Origin of the sequence: Vibrio sp. K4 (assembly GCF_051122595.1) — a bacterium.
GTDB classification, from domain to species: domain Bacteria; phylum Pseudomonadota; class Gammaproteobacteria; order Enterobacterales; family Vibrionaceae; genus Vibrio; species Vibrio owensii.
The window spans coordinates 2,261,247-2,276,742 of the sequence record NZ_CP178578.1 but is presented as its reverse complement, the minus strand read 5'-3'; the positions used below and the strand labels follow the sequence as shown (position 1 = coordinate 2,276,742).

The 15,496-nt window shown below is 44.5% G+C and carries 19 protein-coding genes; 10 read left to right on the top strand and 9 right to left on the bottom strand.

The genetic code is table 11. The features are described from left to right. Positions 1–62 precede the first annotated feature (62 nt). Complete coding sequence (locus ACLIIY_RS27715) at positions 63–1,169, top strand: 1-acyl-sn-glycerol-3-phosphate acyltransferase (RefSeq protein WP_005441135.1); 1,107 nt, start codon at positions 63–65, stop codon at positions 1,167–1,169. A gap of 76 nt (positions 1,170–1,245) precedes the next feature. Here the strand turns inward: ACLIIY_RS27715 and ACLIIY_RS27710 are convergent, their stop codons facing one another. Then, entirely contained in the window at positions 1,246–1,845 is a 600-nt protein-coding gene (locus ACLIIY_RS27710; protein ID WP_041053686.1) for a hypothetical protein, read from the bottom strand. Between the two features lie 147 nt (positions 1,846–1,992). Here ACLIIY_RS27710 and ACLIIY_RS27705 point away from each other — a divergent pair, with 147 nt between their 5' ends. Further along, the gene (locus ACLIIY_RS27705; protein WP_032802124.1) at positions 1,993–2,265 is read left to right on the top strand and encodes a YnjH family protein; all 273 of its coding nucleotides are present in this window, start codon (positions 1,993–1,995) and stop codon (positions 2,263–2,265) included. Between the two features lie 71 nt (positions 2,266–2,336). Here ACLIIY_RS27705 and ACLIIY_RS27700 read toward each other — a convergent pair whose 3' ends face one another. Continuing rightward, complete coding sequence (locus ACLIIY_RS27700) at positions 2,337–2,636, bottom strand: YfcZ/YiiS family protein (protein ID WP_434528945.1); 300 nt, start codon at positions 2,634–2,636, stop codon at positions 2,337–2,339. 527 nt (positions 2,637–3,163) lie between these two features. On the opposite strand from ACLIIY_RS27700, the gene ACLIIY_RS27695 reads away from it, so the two are divergent. After that, complete coding sequence (locus ACLIIY_RS27695) at positions 3,164–3,625, top strand: TetR/AcrR family transcriptional regulator (protein ID WP_005441131.1); 462 nt, start codon at positions 3,164–3,166, stop codon at positions 3,623–3,625. A gap of 87 nt (positions 3,626–3,712) precedes the next feature. Here the strand turns inward: ACLIIY_RS27695 and ACLIIY_RS27690 are convergent, their stop codons facing one another. The 6 genes from ACLIIY_RS27690 to ACLIIY_RS27665 are packed head-to-tail and all read right to left on the bottom strand — an operon-like array spanning position 3,713 to position 8,292. Then, the gene (locus tag ACLIIY_RS27690) at positions 3,713–4,495 is read right to left on the bottom strand and encodes a heme ABC transporter ATP-binding protein (RefSeq protein ID WP_078609034.1); all 783 of its coding nucleotides are present in this window, start codon (positions 4,493–4,495) and stop codon (positions 3,713–3,715) included. Then, positions 4,495–5,532, bottom strand: a complete 1,038-nt coding sequence (locus ACLIIY_RS27685; protein ID WP_418105345.1) for a FecCD family ABC transporter permease — start codon at positions 5,530–5,532, stop codon at positions 4,495–4,497. Before ACLIIY_RS27685 ends, ACLIIY_RS27690 begins: the two co-directional genes overlap by 1 nt. Before the next feature lie 9 nt (positions 5,533–5,541). Further along, positions 5,542–6,411 (bottom strand): heme/hemin ABC transporter substrate-binding protein, encoded by an 870-nt coding sequence (locus ACLIIY_RS27680; protein ID WP_038893512.1) that lies wholly within the window; start codon positions 6,409–6,411, stop codon positions 5,542–5,544. A 26-nt stretch (positions 6,412–6,437) separates the two neighbouring features. Beyond that, the gene (locus ACLIIY_RS27675) at positions 6,438–6,851 is read right to left on the bottom strand and encodes an ExbD/TolR family protein (protein ID WP_005441127.1); all 414 of its coding nucleotides are present in this window, start codon (positions 6,849–6,851) and stop codon (positions 6,438–6,440) included. Beyond that, entirely contained in the window at positions 6,848–7,546 is a 699-nt protein-coding gene (locus ACLIIY_RS27670) for a MotA/TolQ/ExbB proton channel family protein (RefSeq protein WP_005441125.1), read from the bottom strand. Before ACLIIY_RS27670 ends, ACLIIY_RS27675 begins: the two co-directional genes overlap by 4 nt. Then, positions 7,546–8,292 (bottom strand): energy transducer TonB, encoded by a 747-nt coding sequence (locus ACLIIY_RS27665; protein WP_434528944.1) that lies wholly within the window; start codon positions 8,290–8,292, stop codon positions 7,546–7,548. The genes ACLIIY_RS27670 and ACLIIY_RS27665 overlap by 1 nt, the downstream gene beginning before the upstream one ends. 167 nt (positions 8,293–8,459) lie before the next feature. Here ACLIIY_RS27665 and hutW point away from each other — a divergent pair, with 167 nt between their 5' ends. From hutW to ACLIIY_RS27640, 5 genes are all read left to right on the top strand, one after another. Continuing rightward, a complete protein-coding gene (gene hutW, locus ACLIIY_RS27660; RefSeq protein ID WP_418092208.1) occupies positions 8,460–9,830 on the top strand; it encodes a heme anaerobic degradation radical SAM methyltransferase ChuW/HutW in 1,371 nt (456 codons plus the stop codon). Between the two features lie 22 nt (positions 9,831–9,852). Next, complete coding sequence (gene hutX, locus ACLIIY_RS27655) at positions 9,853–10,356, top strand: heme utilization cystosolic carrier protein HutX (RefSeq protein WP_020194073.1); 504 nt, start codon at positions 9,853–9,855, stop codon at positions 10,354–10,356. Positions 10,357–10,463: 107 nt separating this feature from the next. Then, positions 10,464–10,994, top strand: coding sequence for a heme utilization protein HutZ (gene hutZ, locus ACLIIY_RS27650; protein WP_005441121.1), 531 nt, complete (start codon positions 10,464–10,466; stop codon positions 10,992–10,994). Positions 10,995–11,098: 104 nt separating this feature from the next. Further along, positions 11,099–11,635, top strand: a complete 537-nt coding sequence (locus tag ACLIIY_RS27645; RefSeq protein ID WP_009704839.1) for an ATP:cob(I)alamin adenosyltransferase — start codon at positions 11,099–11,101, stop codon at positions 11,633–11,635. A gap of 140 nt (positions 11,636–11,775) precedes the next feature. Then, entirely contained in the window at positions 11,776–12,186 is a 411-nt protein-coding gene (locus ACLIIY_RS27640) for a hypothetical protein (protein WP_434528943.1), read from the top strand. Between the two features lie 6 nt (positions 12,187–12,192). On the opposite strand, the gene ACLIIY_RS27635 is transcribed toward ACLIIY_RS27640, so the two are convergent. After that, positions 12,193–13,107 carry a chemotaxis protein gene (locus ACLIIY_RS27635; RefSeq protein WP_038867269.1) on the bottom strand — a complete coding sequence of 305 codons (915 nt, stop codon included), beginning with the start codon at positions 13,105–13,107 and terminating at the stop codon, positions 12,193–12,195. 268 nt (positions 13,108–13,375) lie between these two features. Between ACLIIY_RS27635 and ppiC the strand changes: the two genes are divergently transcribed. After that, a complete protein-coding gene (gene ppiC / locus ACLIIY_RS27630) occupies positions 13,376–13,654 on the top strand; it encodes a peptidylprolyl isomerase PpiC (protein ID WP_005433507.1) in 279 nt (92 codons plus the stop codon). Positions 13,655–14,141: 487 nt separating this feature from the next. Continuing rightward, positions 14,142–15,491 carry an alpha-amylase family protein gene (locus ACLIIY_RS27625; protein WP_434528942.1) on the top strand — a complete coding sequence of 450 codons (1,350 nt, stop codon included), beginning with the start codon at positions 14,142–14,144 and terminating at the stop codon, positions 15,489–15,491. Positions 15,492–15,496 lie beyond the last annotated feature (5 nt).

Below are 15,496 nucleotides of genomic sequence, written 5' to 3'. Positions count from 1 at the left end.
TTGCTGCGGGTTGGCAAAACAATGCGTAAAATGTGCCAGCTCTTTTTGAAATGAATTGAATAATGACTGCCAATACCGATCCTTATATTGAAATTCGTCCATACAACGACGAAGAAATCCCAGCTGCGCTGGACCGCCTGATCAAAGACGATGAGTTTATCAGCGCGATTTTAAACCACCGTTTTGCAAACAAAGCGGCGTGGTTCAAAACTCTCATGAGTCCGATTATCCGTGTCTACTTAAAAGCGAAGTGGAGCAAATTGGATTCTGTGGAGGCAATTCAGCTGGAAGTGAAGAAGTACCTTCAAGATACGCTTAATCGCACCACTGACGGCGTGACGTTTTCAGGCCTTGACCAACTGGACAAGAATACGTCTTACTTATTTGTTTCTAACCACCGTGATATCGCGATGGATCCTGCTCTCGTAAACTACGGTTTGCACCAAACGGATCATCGTACAGTGCGTATTGCAATTGGCGACAACCTGCTTAAGAAGCCTTGCGCGACTGAGCTAATGAGACTGAATAAAAGCTTTATCGTTAAACGCTCGGCGAAAGCGCCGCGTGAAATGATGAAAGCGTTAGGCTTGCTATCAAGCTACATCAAGCACTCTCTTGATACTGGCAACTCGATTTGGATTGCGCAAAAAGAAGGTCGTGCCAAAGATGGTAATGACTTTACAGATCCAGCCATCTTAAAGATGTTTCATGTTGAAGGGCGTAAGCAGAAAGTAAGCTTTGGTGAATACACGCGTTCATTGAAGATTGTGCCTGTTTCGATCTCTTACCAGAATGACCCTTGTGACATTGCAAAAGCCAAAGAACTGTATGAGAAAGCAGAGAATGGTAGTTACGAGAAAGGTGAATTCGAAGATATCGAAAGCATCATCCAAGGTATCGTTGGTTACAAAGGTAAAGTGCACGTTGCATTTGGTGATGTGATTGACCAAGAGTTTGAGACTCCGGATGAGCTCGCGAATGAAATCGATCGTCAGATTCATAATAACTACCGTGTGTTCCCAATCAACCTGCTTGCTGCGGGTCGTGAAGATGAATCGATTACGGAGTCGGTGAAATCTCAGTTACAAGAGAAGTTGGAGCAACTGCCTAACGGTGCTCACAGTTACTTGGTGGCAAGTTACGCTAACCCAGTAAACAACCAAGAATGATTTAAACTTCGCTCAGTGCTTTGCAATAAAGCACTGAGCGCTTGGTTTTAGGAAGGAGCTCTCATCTAAGCCTTTCCTATGGTGCTACTGCACCACCTAGGGTCAAATTCGTTGGCCATTTCGTAACTCGATTTCCCCCCAAAAAGATATTGCCTTTCACTGTCATGGTGTCTGGAAATTTTGTCAGTTTAGAGCCACCTATGTACAGGTTACCATCCACGATTAAACCTTCCGGCAGTTCGGTAAGTGGTGTGCGAATGACGCTTAGATCGCCTTTCACTCTTAATCTTGCGGGCAAACTGGTTAACGGGTTATCGGTTAAGTTTAAATAGCCGCCTAATTTGACACCGCGTGGCCAACGCTCAATCTTACTACCGAGTAAGTTCGCGTAACCCTTAATTTTTACCCCTGGTCTTATCGTTTTTAATGCGCTGTTGGTGGCTTCTAGGCTTCCTTGAACATCCAACCCTCTCGGTAATTTGGTAATTGGTGTTTGTGAAATGTTTAGGTTGCCTTTAACAACCAACCCATCAGGTATTGTGGTGTAGGGCTTATTACGAAGGTCAATGTTGCCATAGTTATCGGTATGGCCAAATTTGGCATAGTAATCGAGCTCATAAGCAATGGATGAGCTGGAAAAAGCCGTCAGAGCGAGTAAAAGAAGTAAAGCGCGCATAACCGATACAGTATTGAGGATAAGTGGAAAAGGATAACGTAAAGCATTGTAGGCCGCTACAATCCAATGTCTCAAGAATATGAGATGCTGCCAAGAACGTGAAACGTTTCTTTGTTAACTTATGTGGTCTTCATTGAGGGGATATTCATGAACTTAAGAACGATTTCTATGCTGGTTGCGAGTACTGCTATGGCCTTCTCAGGCGTTGTGTTAGCAAAATCTTACAGTACACCAGATACAAAGGCTCTAGTAGTGGCAGACGGGAAGCTAGGACAGCGGGTTTGTTACTACGACGATAAGGCATACACCACTGGGGCGGTGCTAAACATAGATGGCGTATTGCTCGTGTGTACCGATGAGAATGACTTTGAAACCAACGGTTCACTGAAGTGGGTTGTGTTTCAAAAAGACAACCAGTAACAAGCCAATCAAGCATTAAAAAAGCGAGCTAAGAGCTCGCTTTTATCTATATGTCGATTATGTATCGATGATTAACGCGCTAGAGAGCGAGTCTTTAGTTCAAAGATAAGTTTTTCAGCACTTACTTCAAACTTGAATCGAGCCGTTAGCTCTTTAGATTCTTCTGTCAGTTCTGAAACGTTGTATTCAACGTCAGCACAAACTTGTGTTGCTAGTTCGATGTATTTCGCCAACTCAGCTTCTAGTGCTGCTTTAGTCTCTGCGAAAATCGTTACGTCGGCAACATCGTCACCTTCTTTGATGATAAAACCCATTTCACCAGTGCAACCGCAAGCTTCACATACTTGGTTTTCTTCTAATTCGACACTCATAACGAATCCTCTTGTAAATACTGTGGGTATTCTATCAGGTATTTGATCTCTATCTACAAAAATGAATGATTTTGGATAAAAAAGGCACGGTATGTTATGTTGTTAACAGTGAGTTAATTAATTTTATTAGAACTTCCTTAAGGAAATTAATGTGATATGTATCAATATTTAAAATCAATTAACCTAGATATTCGTGAGATTTTTGTCAGGTTAGTTGAACTGGGGTTCAATTTATAAGACTATTTCCGGATTAATTATTTTTACATAATTATCATTCTTAGCCTGAGAATAGTTTCGATGAATGATTTGGTGCAAGGTTTTGATGGAGTGGACTTTTCGCCATATTTTGAGTCACATGTATTGACAGAAATATCACTGTAAATTGCACGTTACGCAGTGCACTTTAGTTATGATTGGTCCTCTGATTTGTTGTTAGAGGCATACAGTACATAATGCTGAGGATGATTTTCATTCTGGCCTCATTTAATTGTGAGTTAGATGGATTTACAAAGAGAAGAGCTTAAAATATGCCAAAGCGTAGTAAAGAAGATACCGAAATCACTATCCAGAAAATCATGGATGCCGTTGTTGATCAGCTTCTAAGACTTGGTTATGACAAAATGTCTTACACCACGTTAAGTCAACAAACAGGTGTATCGCGTACAGGTATTAGCCACCATTTCCCTAAGAAAACGGACTTTACCGCCGCGTTAGACGGTCGTATCTTCAAAATGTTCGTAGAACATCTAGAATTTGATAAAGGTCTGGATGCGTTCTCTAAGAGCTGGATTAAGGCTCTAGAAGATACTGAATTCTTAGCGATCTTGCGTCTATTGTTCCACCATATTGTTACTTCAGAAAGCGCACATGAGTTTGCTGCAAATGGCATCGACCGTTTGTACAAGATGGCAGAAAGCCAATTTGGTGCAGGTAGCGACAAAGAGCTAGAGTGGTTGATTGGTCGTTCGTTGATTCAAATGAGCAAATAACCCCAAAACAAAAAGCCCCGCAACGTTGCGGGGCTTTTTTGTATGCCTATCATTTGGAATGACAAACAAGGGCTTAAAACGCGCTGATTAAGCCGCTGCGTGCACTTGAGGAAAATCCAAGGTTGGGTGCTTAGTCACGATTGAGCGGTAGCCATAGACTTGCTCAATGCGTTCTGGAGTCAGTGCATTCCAAGGCGTGTCATCACATACTAACTTACCATCATGCAGCAGGACTAAGCGGTCTGCATATTGAGAAGCTAAGTTCAAATCATGCAACACAACTACGACGGCAGCATTATTCTCTTTGGCTGCTGCACGAGCAATTTTTAAGGTGTTGTGCTGGTGAGCCAAATCCAAAGCGGAGGTTGGCTCATCTAACATCAAGATTTTCTTATCGCCAGACTGATGAAGCTGTGTGAGAACACGCGCTAAATGCAAACGCTGCTTTTCGCCACCAGATAGAGCAGGGTAGAGGCTATCAGCTAAATGCAAAACATCAGTTTGTTGCATGTAATGTAACGCGAGTTCACTGGTTTCCTTATTGGAGATAGAAAGAGGGATTGCTCCGAGCTCGACCACTTCTCTCGCTAAGAAAGGAAACGTCAATGTGCTGTGTTGCGGCAACATAGCGACGTGTTTTGCACTCTCTGCAGGTTCCCAATCATTCTTTTGGGTACCAAAGAATTCGATATCATTTTGAGATGGGATTTCACCACACAGCAGCTTTAATAACGTACTCTTGCCGGCTCCGTTTGGACCAAGTAACGCTGTGACTTCTCCAGCTCTAATCTCAATACTGATGTCGTCCAGAACGACACGGCTTCCGTATCGCATCGAAATATTTCTGCCCGACAAAACGGTGTTATTCATTACAGGATTTTCCCTTTTTGTTGGAACAGTAAATAGATAAAGAATGGGGCACCAATCAGTGCAGTAACGATACCTACTGGTAATTCTGCTGGTGCAACTGCGACACGTGCAAACATATCTGCTGCCGTAAGAAGTAATGCCCCCATCAACGCAGAAATAGGAAGCAGAGTTCGATGGTCAGGCCCTGCGAGCATACGACCTAAGTGAGGAATAACAAGGCCGATAAAGCCAATAGCGCCACAGATACTCACGGTAATACCCACACCTACTGCAGATAACAAAATGAGCTGTCGTTTTAGCTTTTGAACGGGAACGCCTAAATGCCTTGCTTCAGACTCACCCAATAGGAGAGCGTTTAGCGACATCGCTTTTTTCTGGAACCAGAACATCAGCAATACCAATGTCACGGTCGCTAAGCCAATACCAGACCAATTCGCACCGGCTAGTGATCCCATAGACCACAGCGTTAAGTCACGCAGCATTTGATCGTCTGCGATGAAGTTCATGAAGCCAATTGCTGCCCCTGATAGTGCGCTGATAGCAACACCGGCGAGAAGCATGATGGTAACGGATGTACCAAACTTGCTTGTACCTAGCCAGTAAACTAAGACAGTAGTGATTGCGCCGCCCAAGAAAGCAAAGAAAGGCAGTGCTGCTAGGTTCATTAATGTTGGATAGTTTTGGCTGAAATCAGCAAAAACGACGATAGCAAATGCACCACCTAGCGCCGCACCAGCAGAGACACCGATGATGCCCGGCTCGGCGAGCGGGTTCCGGAACAAGCCCTGCATGACGACACCACAGATCGCTAAAATGGCACCGATAAACATGCAAAGAACAGTGCGAGGAAGTCGTATTTCGTTGATAACGAGTTGGATGTGAGGAGCAAGATCAGAGCTTGCTCCTGTTAAGCTTCGCAGGCTGTCTGCGAAGCTGATATTCATTGGACCTACAGTAATTGAAGCAACTGCGATAAAGGCTAAGATGCCGGATAAAGCAAGCAGAATAGTAGGTAAAGGAGTACGTCTTAATAGCATTGAATCTCTCTACGGGTATAGCAGCTCATTCAGGCGCTTCGCTTCAGAAAGGCTCTTTAGTCCCAAACCACCTACGAGTGCGTGGCCATCAATCGTCACGATGTTTTTGTTCATCCCAGCTGGCGTAGCAGCAAGTAGAGGCATCGCTTTCAAAATGGCATCTGCACCACCCATTGTTTGGTAACTGCGGCCACTTACTAGGATCACATCCGGCTGCATTTCAACCATGGCCTCTGTAGATAGAGGTTTGTATGACGACAGCTGACCTGCCGCTGGGTTTTCACCACCCGCAAGCTGAATGATGGCATCTGGCGTGGTTTCTGAACCTGCGACGTTTGCAGGACGGCCTTCATGAATAAGAAGGAAGAGAACTTTCTTTTTGTCAGCTTTTGCAGGTTGGTTGCTCTCAAGCGCTTTTACTTGCGTTTCAACTTCTGTTTTTAGGGCAGTTGCTTGAGTTTCACGATGCATGATGTTGGCGATCTGGTCTATGCGATCCACAAGACCTTCAACATTTGCCTCGGTGTTTACGATCTCAACATCTACACCAGCAGACTTTAGTTGCTCAAGTGTTGTGCTCGGGCCCATTTCATCAGAACCAATCACTTTCGTTGGACTAAGTGCTAGCAAACCTTCAGCAGACAGACGACGGTGGTAACCCACTTTTGGCAATTCCATTTCTTTTGGCAGTTGGCTGGTGACATCAACAGCAACAAGGCTGTCTTTTGCATCAAGCGCGATAAGCAATTCGGTGACAGCGCTACCCGCGCTAACAACACGTTCAGAAGATGGGGCTTCATTGGCAAAAAGACTCGCACTTGCCAGCATAGTGACAGCTGCTGTTAAGGCGGTGCGAACTGGAGATAGTGTTTTATTCATTAGGATGTTCTCAATCTTATGTTCTTTTATTGCGACTCTTCAGTGAGCAATTGAGTCGCTTGAATTCCGTTTTCTTGTAAAAAGCCAAGAAGCTTAACCAGTGACTGAATATCGGCGGTTTTTTCCGCGCCAATCACAATCGGTTTATCTGTTGATTTACTTTCTTCTAGCAGAGCAATCGTAAAGTTTTCCCAATCGATGTAAGACTTGCCATTGATTGCCCAGTGCGGCTCGTCTTTAAGGATGTTGACCGTAATTGATTGTTTATCAACTTCGGCAACGGCTTGGGAATCAGTGCTTGGAAGGTTGACATCCAAAGAGTCGAGCTTCACCGCTGCAGTCAACATCAAGAACACCATTACAATAAAGATAATATCCAGTAACGGGGTTAGGTCCGGTGTTAAACCATGGCTGCTATTGTCCTGAGGTGCTTTAATCATGAGCTTCTCGCTTCAACATGATCAGCAACCGTTGCGATTTCTTTGTTGTTTTCTGGAGAAACGTGTTGCAAAGAAATGCCCTCTAGCCAGAGGTTTACGTAGTTCAGTGTGTGCTCAAGCTTGGCGATAACGCGGTCAGCCCAAAGGCCAATCAACTGTGCGCCAGAAATTGCGGGCAATGCAATGATCAAACCAGCTGCAGTCGTGCGCATCGCAAGACCTAGACCATCGGCTAAATCGTTTGGCGTGATGTTACCTGTGGAAGACGCTATGCCTTTAAACATATCGATCAGGCCAAGTACCGTACCTAATAAACCGATAAGCGGGCTGATCACGCCAATCAGAGTCAATAAACGAAGACCTGAGTGCAATTGATGGCGCTTTTCTTGTAGCCAAATCCCCGCCGCATCTTCACGTAAAGATTTAGAGAACGAGTGATGCGCTAGCAACATTGCAACACCACGATAAAGAAGAGGGCGTTTGCCAGAAAGTTCATCCGCTAGCGCTTCGATATCTTTGTTGTTGGTCGGATCAAGGTTATTCAGCTTTTGACGAATTGCGCGCTTACCTACGCCTAGACTGATGAATACTTGAAAGAGTCTTTCCGCAATGATCATGACTGTAAGTGCAGAGCAAATAACTAAAGGCCAAGTCATAAGACCAAATTGGGTTTGTAAATGTTGTAGCTGTTCCATTATCCATCCAACTTAAAACGAACTGGGATTTGAACTCGGTGAGCAACTTTTTGCCCGCCAGAAATATGTGGTGAGAATTGCCATTGTTTGATGGCACGCAGTGCTGAAACGTCGAGCATTTCTGCACCGGAAGATTCGATAAGTACTTGTTTTACTTGGTTGCCATTTTCATCCAACCAAACCTCATAAAGTGCCACGCCTTCGATACCACGCTTACGAGCTGAACGAGGGTAACGAGGCTGAACAGGCTGGGAAACAAAAGCAGGCTGATCAATCATCACAGGCTGAGACGTTGCACCTTTTGATTGTTCCGTTGGCGCTGCTTTTTGCTGCGGTACAGGCTCTTTTGCCACTTTCTTTTCCACTTTTTCTTTTGGCTGTGGATCTTTCTTGGCAACAGGCTTAGATGTTTGTGGCTTCTTAACTGGCTTCGGTTTTTTCTCGACAGGTTTCTTTTTGATCGCTTCTTTCTTCACGATTGGCTTTTCTACCGTCTTTTTAACCGGTTTGGGCTCTGGCTTTGGTTGAGGCTTTTTTTGTGGCTCTGGTTGCTTCTCTTCTACCGTTTCTTGTGGTGTCGGTTCAGCTTGGACTGGTTTGGGAGCCGAGACTAAATTGAGGCTAACCGAGCTAGTAGGATTCCCTGCAGGCATTGCAAACACCTTCGTCTCTTGAGAGACAAAAAGTAGTGCAGCGTGCACCACTAAAGAGGCGCCTCCGGCAATGACATATCTTTTTACGTTCACGGGTAAATCTCGGTATTGCTAATCATTATCAACTTGGACTGATTATCACTTACAAAAGAAATAAGATCAATTATCAATTGCATTATCATTACGGCCAAATTATGATCTTTGCAGTTTTTTTGAAATGAGCCTCAATCCTTTGTGTGGTGGGCTTTAAGTGAGTATATATGACCGTCGATATTTATAAATTTGACGAATCAATCCTTGGGAGTGATAGCCCCGATCCGTTACGCTTTGCTTTTGTGAAAAAACACTCTGCGCATGCGGGTGGCAGTAGCATGCCAGTGCCACCGCCACAACAAGGTGACATCCTATCGAGAATCACCTCGGAAACGACGACTAAGAACAACAAGCGCTGCTTATATATTCATGTTCCATTCTGTCGTGTGCGCTGTACTTTCTGTAACTTCTTCCAAAATGCTGCCAGCCGTAAGTTGGTCGATGAATACTTTGATGCTCTGATGAAAGAGCTAAAAGAGAAAGCAGCGATGCCGTGGACGCAAAGTGGCATCTTCCATGCGGTTTACATCGGCGGTGGCACACCAACGGATCTGGCACCAGAACAAGTTCGCATTCTTGGTCAGGCCATTCACGACTATTTCCCTCTAGCAGCTGACTGCGAAATTACACTTGAAGGTCGTATCAACCGATTCTCTGACGAGTTATATCAAGGTGCGCTAGACGGTGGATTCAACCGTTTCTCATTTGGTGTGCAGAGCTTTAATACCAAAGTTCGTCGCAGTGCTAAGCGTTTGGATGATCGCGAAGACGTATTGAATCGCGTGAGTGAATTGGCAAAAGAAGACAAGATCCCTGTCATCATTGATTTACTTTACGGCCTGCCTTACCAAACAAAAGACGTTTTAGAGCAAGATCTTAAGGACTTCATGTCTACAGGCGCTCATGGTTTGGACCTTTATCAGTTAGTGGTTGGCGGTACAGCGCCAATGCTCAATTTGGTTGAAAAAGGAAAAATGCCGCCACCTGCAACAACACCGGAAAAAGCGGGTATGTACGAGCTTGGCGCTAAGTTTATGGCAGAGCACCACATGAAGCAGCTTAGTGTTAACCACTGGGCGATCGATAACCGTGAACGCAGCTTATACAACAGCTTAGCGAAGACCTATGCAGAAGTATTGCCTGTCGGTTGTGGCGCAGGCGGTAACATCGGTGGTTACGGCATGATGCAGCACCGCACGCTAGACACTTACGTAAAAGCTGTAAATGAAGGGCAGAGCACCATCGCAATGATGATGAAGCAAAGCCCACTTGAGCCGCTATTCGCAGCACTGAAGTCCGGCTTTGATCGAGGCATTGTTCAGGCGAGCAAGCTGCCAGCATTTATGGGCGAAGACACCTTCAATTTCCTGATGCCACTATTCAAAGTATGGCATGACAAGGGCTTAGTTGAGCTACAAGAGCGCAGTTTAGTTCTGACGTTAGCAGGTAGCTTCTGGGCGGTGTCTTTGGCTCAAGCATGTATTCAGGTACTAACGTCAGAAATGAACGAAAACGTACCAAAAGTATCTAACAATTAATCTGAAAGAAATGGAAAAAACAATGGAATCAATTAAGCAACAGGTCGAAGCCCTACTAGAACAAGAGCCGCAACTACTTCCAGCAGCAATGGCTGAGCGCCTTGGTGTATCAGAGTTTGAAGTGGTAGCTGCACTTCCTCAAGAGATGGTTGCAGTAGCACCCGGTGAGCAAGCACAAAGCATTTTAGAAGGTCTTGTTGGTTTTGGCCCAGTAACAACTATCGTTCATTCTTTTGGTTCTATCTTTGAAGTAAAAGCGCCGTTTCCGAAAGGTAAAGTTGCTCGTGGTTACTACAACCTTATGGGTAAAGAAGGTGAGCTTCATGGCCACCTAAAACTGGATAACGTGAAAAACATTGCGCTAGTAAGCAAGCCTTTCATGGGCCGTGAGAGCCATTACTTTGGTTTCTTCTCTGAGTGTGGCAGCAATATCTTTAAGATTTACCTAGGCCGCAACGAGAAGCGTGAGCTAATCGAAGATCAAGTAACAGCATTCCGTGCAATGCAAGCAGAGTTCAACAAGTAGTCTCGAATGAGCATGACACTGCACTAATTCGTTAGCGCAGTGTCATTTTATTAAAGAATAACCGAGTTAAAACTCGGAACAACAAACAAGTAAAGTTAGGTATCAAAATGGATCAGCAAGTTAAACAAGAGCGTTTACAAGGTCGTCTAGGACCAGAAATCAAGGAATTTCGTCAGGAGCGTCGTACCATTCAATTGGCAACCGTTGATGCGGAAGGCCGTCCAAACGTAAGTTACGCACCATACGTTCAAAACCAGGAAGGTTACTTCGTTCTTATTTCTCAGATTGCTCGTCACGCACGCAACCTACTAGAGAATCCAAATGTATCTTTGATGATGATTGAAGACGAAGATTCGTCGAAGCAGTTGTTTGCTCGTAAGCGTCTAACGTTTGATGCGGTTGCAACCGTTGTTGAGCGTGATACTGAAATGTGGCAACAAGTCGTTGGCCAAATGAAAGATCGTTTTGGTGAGATCATTGATGGTCTGAGCCAACTAGAAGACTTCGTTCTGTTCAACCTAAAAGCAGAACAAGGTCTATTCGTAAAAGGCTTTGGTCAAGCTTACCAAGTATCAGGCGATGATCTGGTTGATTTCGTTCACCTTCAAGAAGGTCACAAGAAAATCGAAAACGCATAAGCCGATTTTCTAACTTATGATCGCCTAAACGGATGTGAATGCCGAAAGGGAGTTAGGTTATACTGACTCCCTTTTTTATTAGAACAAAAGCACAGAGAAAGAGCATGAGACCAGTAAGCAAGGAACTTGGCGAGATTTGTTACCCATTCATCTATGAAGACAGCCCAGTATGTGACTTTGAAATCACTGCTGATGAGTTGTGTAGCCGAATTGGGTTGGTTCTATCGATGGAACTCGATGACTTTAGCCGTGACATACTGACTCGAATGCAGCCCAACGTATATCATGTAAATGGCTCTATCCGCGGAAAACTCGCGATTACAGAAGCAGAAGTCGATGAGCTAAAAGCCGATTACGATGCAGTTAAGGCTCGTATCGACGGTGGATTTAAAGGATTTGTGCTTCCTGGCGGCCACCCAACGTCAAGCCAGTTGCATTTGTGTCGTTGCCAAGCAAAGAAGGTGGTTCGTGCATTGGTTTCCGTTGAGCATTCAGGTAAGAAACAACCCGATCCAATTTTGTTCCGCTATTCAAACCTGCTCGCAAATGTGCTCTACAGTCTGGCGTCTTACATCAACCACATTTATCAAGTCGAAGAAACTGAGTTTGTGTCTCGCAGCTACACAATGCCAAGTAAATAGGAAAAATATCACCTAATAGTCTGAATTTAATGACTTTAAGCTAGCCGTCGCAGAGTTCTCATTCGAGTGCTTTGATTACCTTTACCCATCTTTCTGCCTTTGTTTGAATAACGATTAAAATTGATTCAGAGGAAGAAACGATGGGTTTAGTTGTTGGGGGGCCTTTATTGGTCTGGCTGTTTTGCGCGGTATTGTCTATCAGGGCGGGGTTTGTGTTGTTTGCAGGGCAGCATTTTTCGAGTGTCTTGATTGCTATAGCGTTAGCGGTGGGTGCGACAGCTTCTATTATTTTCTACAACTGGTATTCGATTGCGAAAAGGGAGGAGGTTTACTTTTTCTCCCTTGCAATGGAATTGTTGTGTCGCCCCGCATTGATTATGCCAACGGTTATCGCGATAGGACTGTATTTCTTCGGTGGAGGGCTATTGCTCAATAGTCATATCAAAATGTTCGTCTTTGTTGCAATGTTTTCATGTTCGGTAGCGAGTATCATAAGTTTGTTCACTGCCGAAAAAGTTATTGATGTATACCAGATCAAGCAAACTTATTAGATATGATTAAGAAGCTATCGCTTTTGCTTCCAGCTCTTTTGCACCGCGCAGCATCGCTTCAATCAATTCCCCAGCGTTGAATTTCTCTAATGCCTCGTGAGCGCCTACTTGGTGAGCTCGGTCAACACAAATCTCGCTTGATAGAGACGTGTGAAGAATTCGGTAAGAGTTGTTCAGCGCAGAATCATTTTGAACTTCAAACGCAAGTTCATAACCATCCAGCCCTGGCATTTCAATGTCACTCACTAAAAGGTCAATTGGGCGGTTAGCTTCTGCATCTCGCTTCATCAAGTCGAGTGCGTCTGAGCCGTTTTTACAGATTTGATACGGGATGTTGATGCGGTCTAGCGCGTCGCTCAATTGCTTGCGAGCGATAGAAGAGTCGTCCACCAAAAGGATATTTAAGGCTTTCAAACGCTCGCGCTCGATGTCTGTAAGCATTGGAATCTTGGTATTCTCGTATTGCGGGTAGATCTTTGATAGTAGAAGCTCCACATCCAACATTTGGACGATCTTCTCTTCATAGCGAGTAATACCCGTTACAAAGATATTATGACCCGCACTTGATGGCGGTGTTTCGATAGATTTCCAATCACATTCAATGATCTTCTCGATACTTCGCACCATAAATGCCACTACGGTACGTAGACAATCTGTCACAATCAAATAGCAATTCTTGTATTCTTCCTCTTGGATAGGACGGAATCCAATTGCTGCCGCCATATCAATGACTGGCACCGTCAAATCGCGAATCGTCACAGTGCCAATTACATGATGGTGCGAATAGGGAATTTTGGTGGTCGGCATATAAGGAACAATTTCACGGACTTTAAGTGTGCCAATTGCGAAGTTCTGTTGCAGGGTGAGTTTAAACACCAACATACCTTGAGATTGGTTCGCTTTACTCGCGACTTTTGCCATGAAAATAACCTTATCAATATCACTGATTTATGTAACTAATCTAATCTTATAAGGCGACCGCTTCAACCGTAGAGCGTGGAAAAGTGAGCTTTTTAGGAAATAGCGCAAATTAAAGGTGAAATTGAATCGGTTAGCGGTCAAGTTTTCATCAAATTGTTAGATAGAACCGAATATCAAAAGATGAAGATAAGGGCGGCATTAGAGAAATTATTGCGATATTGAAGCGATTCGGTAAACTTGCGCCACCCGAACAGTGAGAGACAGACACATGGCAAATACAGCAGCCGCTTTACATATTCTTGTAAAGCATAAAGAACAAGCTGAAGACATCATCCAGCAGCTTAAAAAAGGTGCTAAATTCCAGACATTGGCAAAGAAATACTCGACTTGCCCATCTGGTAAACGTGGTGGCGACCTAGGTGAGTTTCGCCGCGGTCAAATGGTGCCACAGTTCGACAAAGTTTGTTTTTCTGGTGAGGTTCTTACTCCACACCTAGTCAAAACCAAATTCGGTTGGCACGTTGTGAAGGTGTTATACCGCACTTAAAAAATAGCGCGTTTATCGCGCTATTTTTGTATCTAGCGTTCTTTATTCGCGCACCTGTCGTCATCATTTCGAGTCTTCCTCTCCTTTTCTTTCAATTTATAAACCGCACCAATTGTGACGTGAGCAGCAGTTTCGCTTTCTTAAATATTTGTTACATATCGAATTGTTGCCCCATATTCACATTCTTACTGAGAAAAGGCGTAATAGTGAGAGTAGGCGCGATCAGATTGGTTTATCTACAAAATGCTTATAAAACAGGTGTTTAAATCGGTATCCTTGCGATCTTTGTTTTGGCTTGGGCGTTTGAATACTTTTAAACGGACGTTTAAACCTTAACTGAGGATGAGCTACGCCTTGTTTTTCCACCTAGCAGAAACGCAAAAGGGGTGAGGGAGGTTCGCTAATAGTTCTTATAATTTTGGCTATTGGATTCGCTCACGAAGAATACGAGTAACAATGGGTGAGCGAACGCGACGAGGAGAGAAACATGAGTGGCTTACAGGAAACACAATCAACAGGTGCAAATGTTATCTTGCACGCTTTTGATTGGAAGTATGCTGACATTGCCCAACGCGCAGCGGAGATCAGCGAGCTAGGTTATGGCTCGGTATTGGTTTCTCCGCCGATGAAAAGCGCACAAGATGAACGCTGGTGGCAGCGTTACCAACCTCAAGATTATCGTGTTATCGACAATGCGCTCGGTAATACCACAGATTTTAAAAGCATGGTTGAAGCACTCGACCGTGTAGGTGTATTGGTTTACGCCGATGTCGTCTTTAATCACATGGCGAACGAAGCCCATCTACGCTCGGATTTACAATATCCGCGCCAAGCCGTGATGGACGATTACCAGCAAAATACAAGCAAGTATCAAGATCTGACTCTATTCGGAGACTTGTCAGAGCCGTTGTTTGATGAGAATGACTTCGTTGAAGCTTTTGGCATTAAAGATTGGAAAGACAAGTGGGAAGTTCAAAATGGTCGAATCTCGGGCGGTCCAACCGATCCTGGGTTGCCGACTTTACGTGTGTGCAAGCATGTTGTTGAGCAGCAACGTACTTACCTGAAAGCGCTTAAGGCTCTGGGCGTGAAAGGTTTCCGTATTGATGCCGCAAAGCACATGACGCTAGAACACCTAAAGTTGGTTTGGACCGAAGACATTACTCAAGACGTCCATATCTTTGGTGAAATCATCACAGATGGTGGCGCGACAGAAGAAGAATATGAGCTGTTCCTAGAACCGTATTTGAAAGAAACACGGTTAGGTGCATACGATTTTCCGTTGTTCTCAACCATCTTTAAGGCGTTCTCGAAGAAGGGCAGTTTTAAGTCTTTGATCGACCCGTACTGTTTTGGTCAGGCTTTATCTAACCGTCGAGCTATTACTTTCGCGATTACTCATGATATTCCAAACAATGATGTTTTCTTGGATTTGGTCATGGATGAAGAGAACGAATGGCTAGCGTATGCCTACATTCTGGGACGCGATGGCGGTGTTCCGCTTATCTACACGGATTTGGATACCAGTGGTATCAAGGGCGTGGACGGCAAACCAAGATGGCAGAATGCGTGGAAGGACGCGCGTATGGCAAAGATGGTGGCATTCCATAATCTTGTTCATGGCGAGCCAATGACGGTACTGGAAGGCAACGACGACATGTTGGTACTTAAGCGTGGTGAGAAGGGTATCTTGGTACTCAACAAATCTGCGCGAGCGCAATCACTGCAGCTGACAGTGAACAAGGTTCTGGTTGATATGATGACCGGAGAACAAGTGCCTAGCGGTGAAGAGATTAAAGTGGCGGCGAAATCAGCAATGCTGCTTGTAGAAAAGTAATACCC

Excerpts from the sequence above, each read along its gene's own strand:
- ACLIIY_RS27715 (WP_005441135.1), top strand. The coding sequence starts at position 63 with ATGACTGCCAATACCGATCCTTATATTGAAATTCGTCCATACAACGAC.
- ACLIIY_RS27705 (WP_032802124.1), top strand. The coding sequence starts at position 1,993 with ATGAACTTAAGAACGATTTCTATGCTGGTTGCGAGTACTGCTATGGCC.
- ACLIIY_RS27685 (WP_418105345.1), bottom strand. The coding sequence starts at position 5,532 with ATGCTATTAAGACGTACTCCTTTACCTACTATTCTGCTTGCTTTATCC.
- ACLIIY_RS27645 (WP_009704839.1), top strand. The coding sequence starts at position 11,099 with ATGAGACCAGTAAGCAAGGAACTTGGCGAGATTTGTTACCCATTCATC.
- ACLIIY_RS27710 (WP_041053686.1), bottom strand. The coding sequence starts at position 1,845 with ATGCGCGCTTTACTTCTTTTACTCGCTCTGACGGCTTTTTCCAGCTCA.
- ACLIIY_RS27625 (WP_434528942.1), top strand. The coding sequence starts at position 14,142 with ATGAGTGGCTTACAGGAAACACAATCAACAGGTGCAAATGTTATCTTG.
- hutW (WP_418092208.1), top strand. The coding sequence starts at position 8,460 with ATGACCGTCGATATTTATAAATTTGACGAATCAATCCTTGGGAGTGAT.
- ACLIIY_RS27680 (WP_038893512.1), bottom strand. The coding sequence starts at position 6,411 with ATGAATAAAACACTATCTCCAGTTCGCACCGCCTTAACAGCAGCTGTC.
- ACLIIY_RS27640 (WP_434528943.1), top strand. The coding sequence starts at position 11,776 with ATGGGTTTAGTTGTTGGGGGGCCTTTATTGGTCTGGCTGTTTTGCGCG.
- ppiC (WP_005433507.1), top strand. The coding sequence starts at position 13,376 with ATGGCAAATACAGCAGCCGCTTTACATATTCTTGTAAAGCATAAAGAA.
- ACLIIY_RS27690 (WP_078609034.1), bottom strand. The coding sequence starts at position 4,495 with ATGAATAACACCGTTTTGTCGGGCAGAAATATTTCGATGCGATACGGA.
- ACLIIY_RS27635 (WP_038867269.1), bottom strand. The coding sequence starts at position 13,107 with ATGGCAAAAGTCGCGAGTAAAGCGAACCAATCTCAAGGTATGTTGGTG.
- ACLIIY_RS27700 (WP_434528945.1), bottom strand. The coding sequence starts at position 2,636 with ATGAGTGTCGAATTAGAAGAAAACCAAGTATGTGAAGCTTGCGGTTGC.
- ACLIIY_RS27695 (WP_005441131.1), top strand. The coding sequence starts at position 3,164 with ATGCCAAAGCGTAGTAAAGAAGATACCGAAATCACTATCCAGAAAATC.
- ACLIIY_RS27675 (WP_005441127.1), bottom strand. The coding sequence starts at position 6,851 with ATGATTAAAGCACCTCAGGACAATAGCAGCCATGGTTTAACACCGGAC.
- hutZ (WP_005441121.1), top strand. The coding sequence starts at position 10,464 with ATGGATCAGCAAGTTAAACAAGAGCGTTTACAAGGTCGTCTAGGACCA.
- hutX (WP_020194073.1), top strand. The coding sequence starts at position 9,853 with ATGGAATCAATTAAGCAACAGGTCGAAGCCCTACTAGAACAAGAGCCG.
- ACLIIY_RS27670 (WP_005441125.1), bottom strand. The coding sequence starts at position 7,546 with ATGGAACAGCTACAACATTTACAAACCCAATTTGGTCTTATGACTTGG.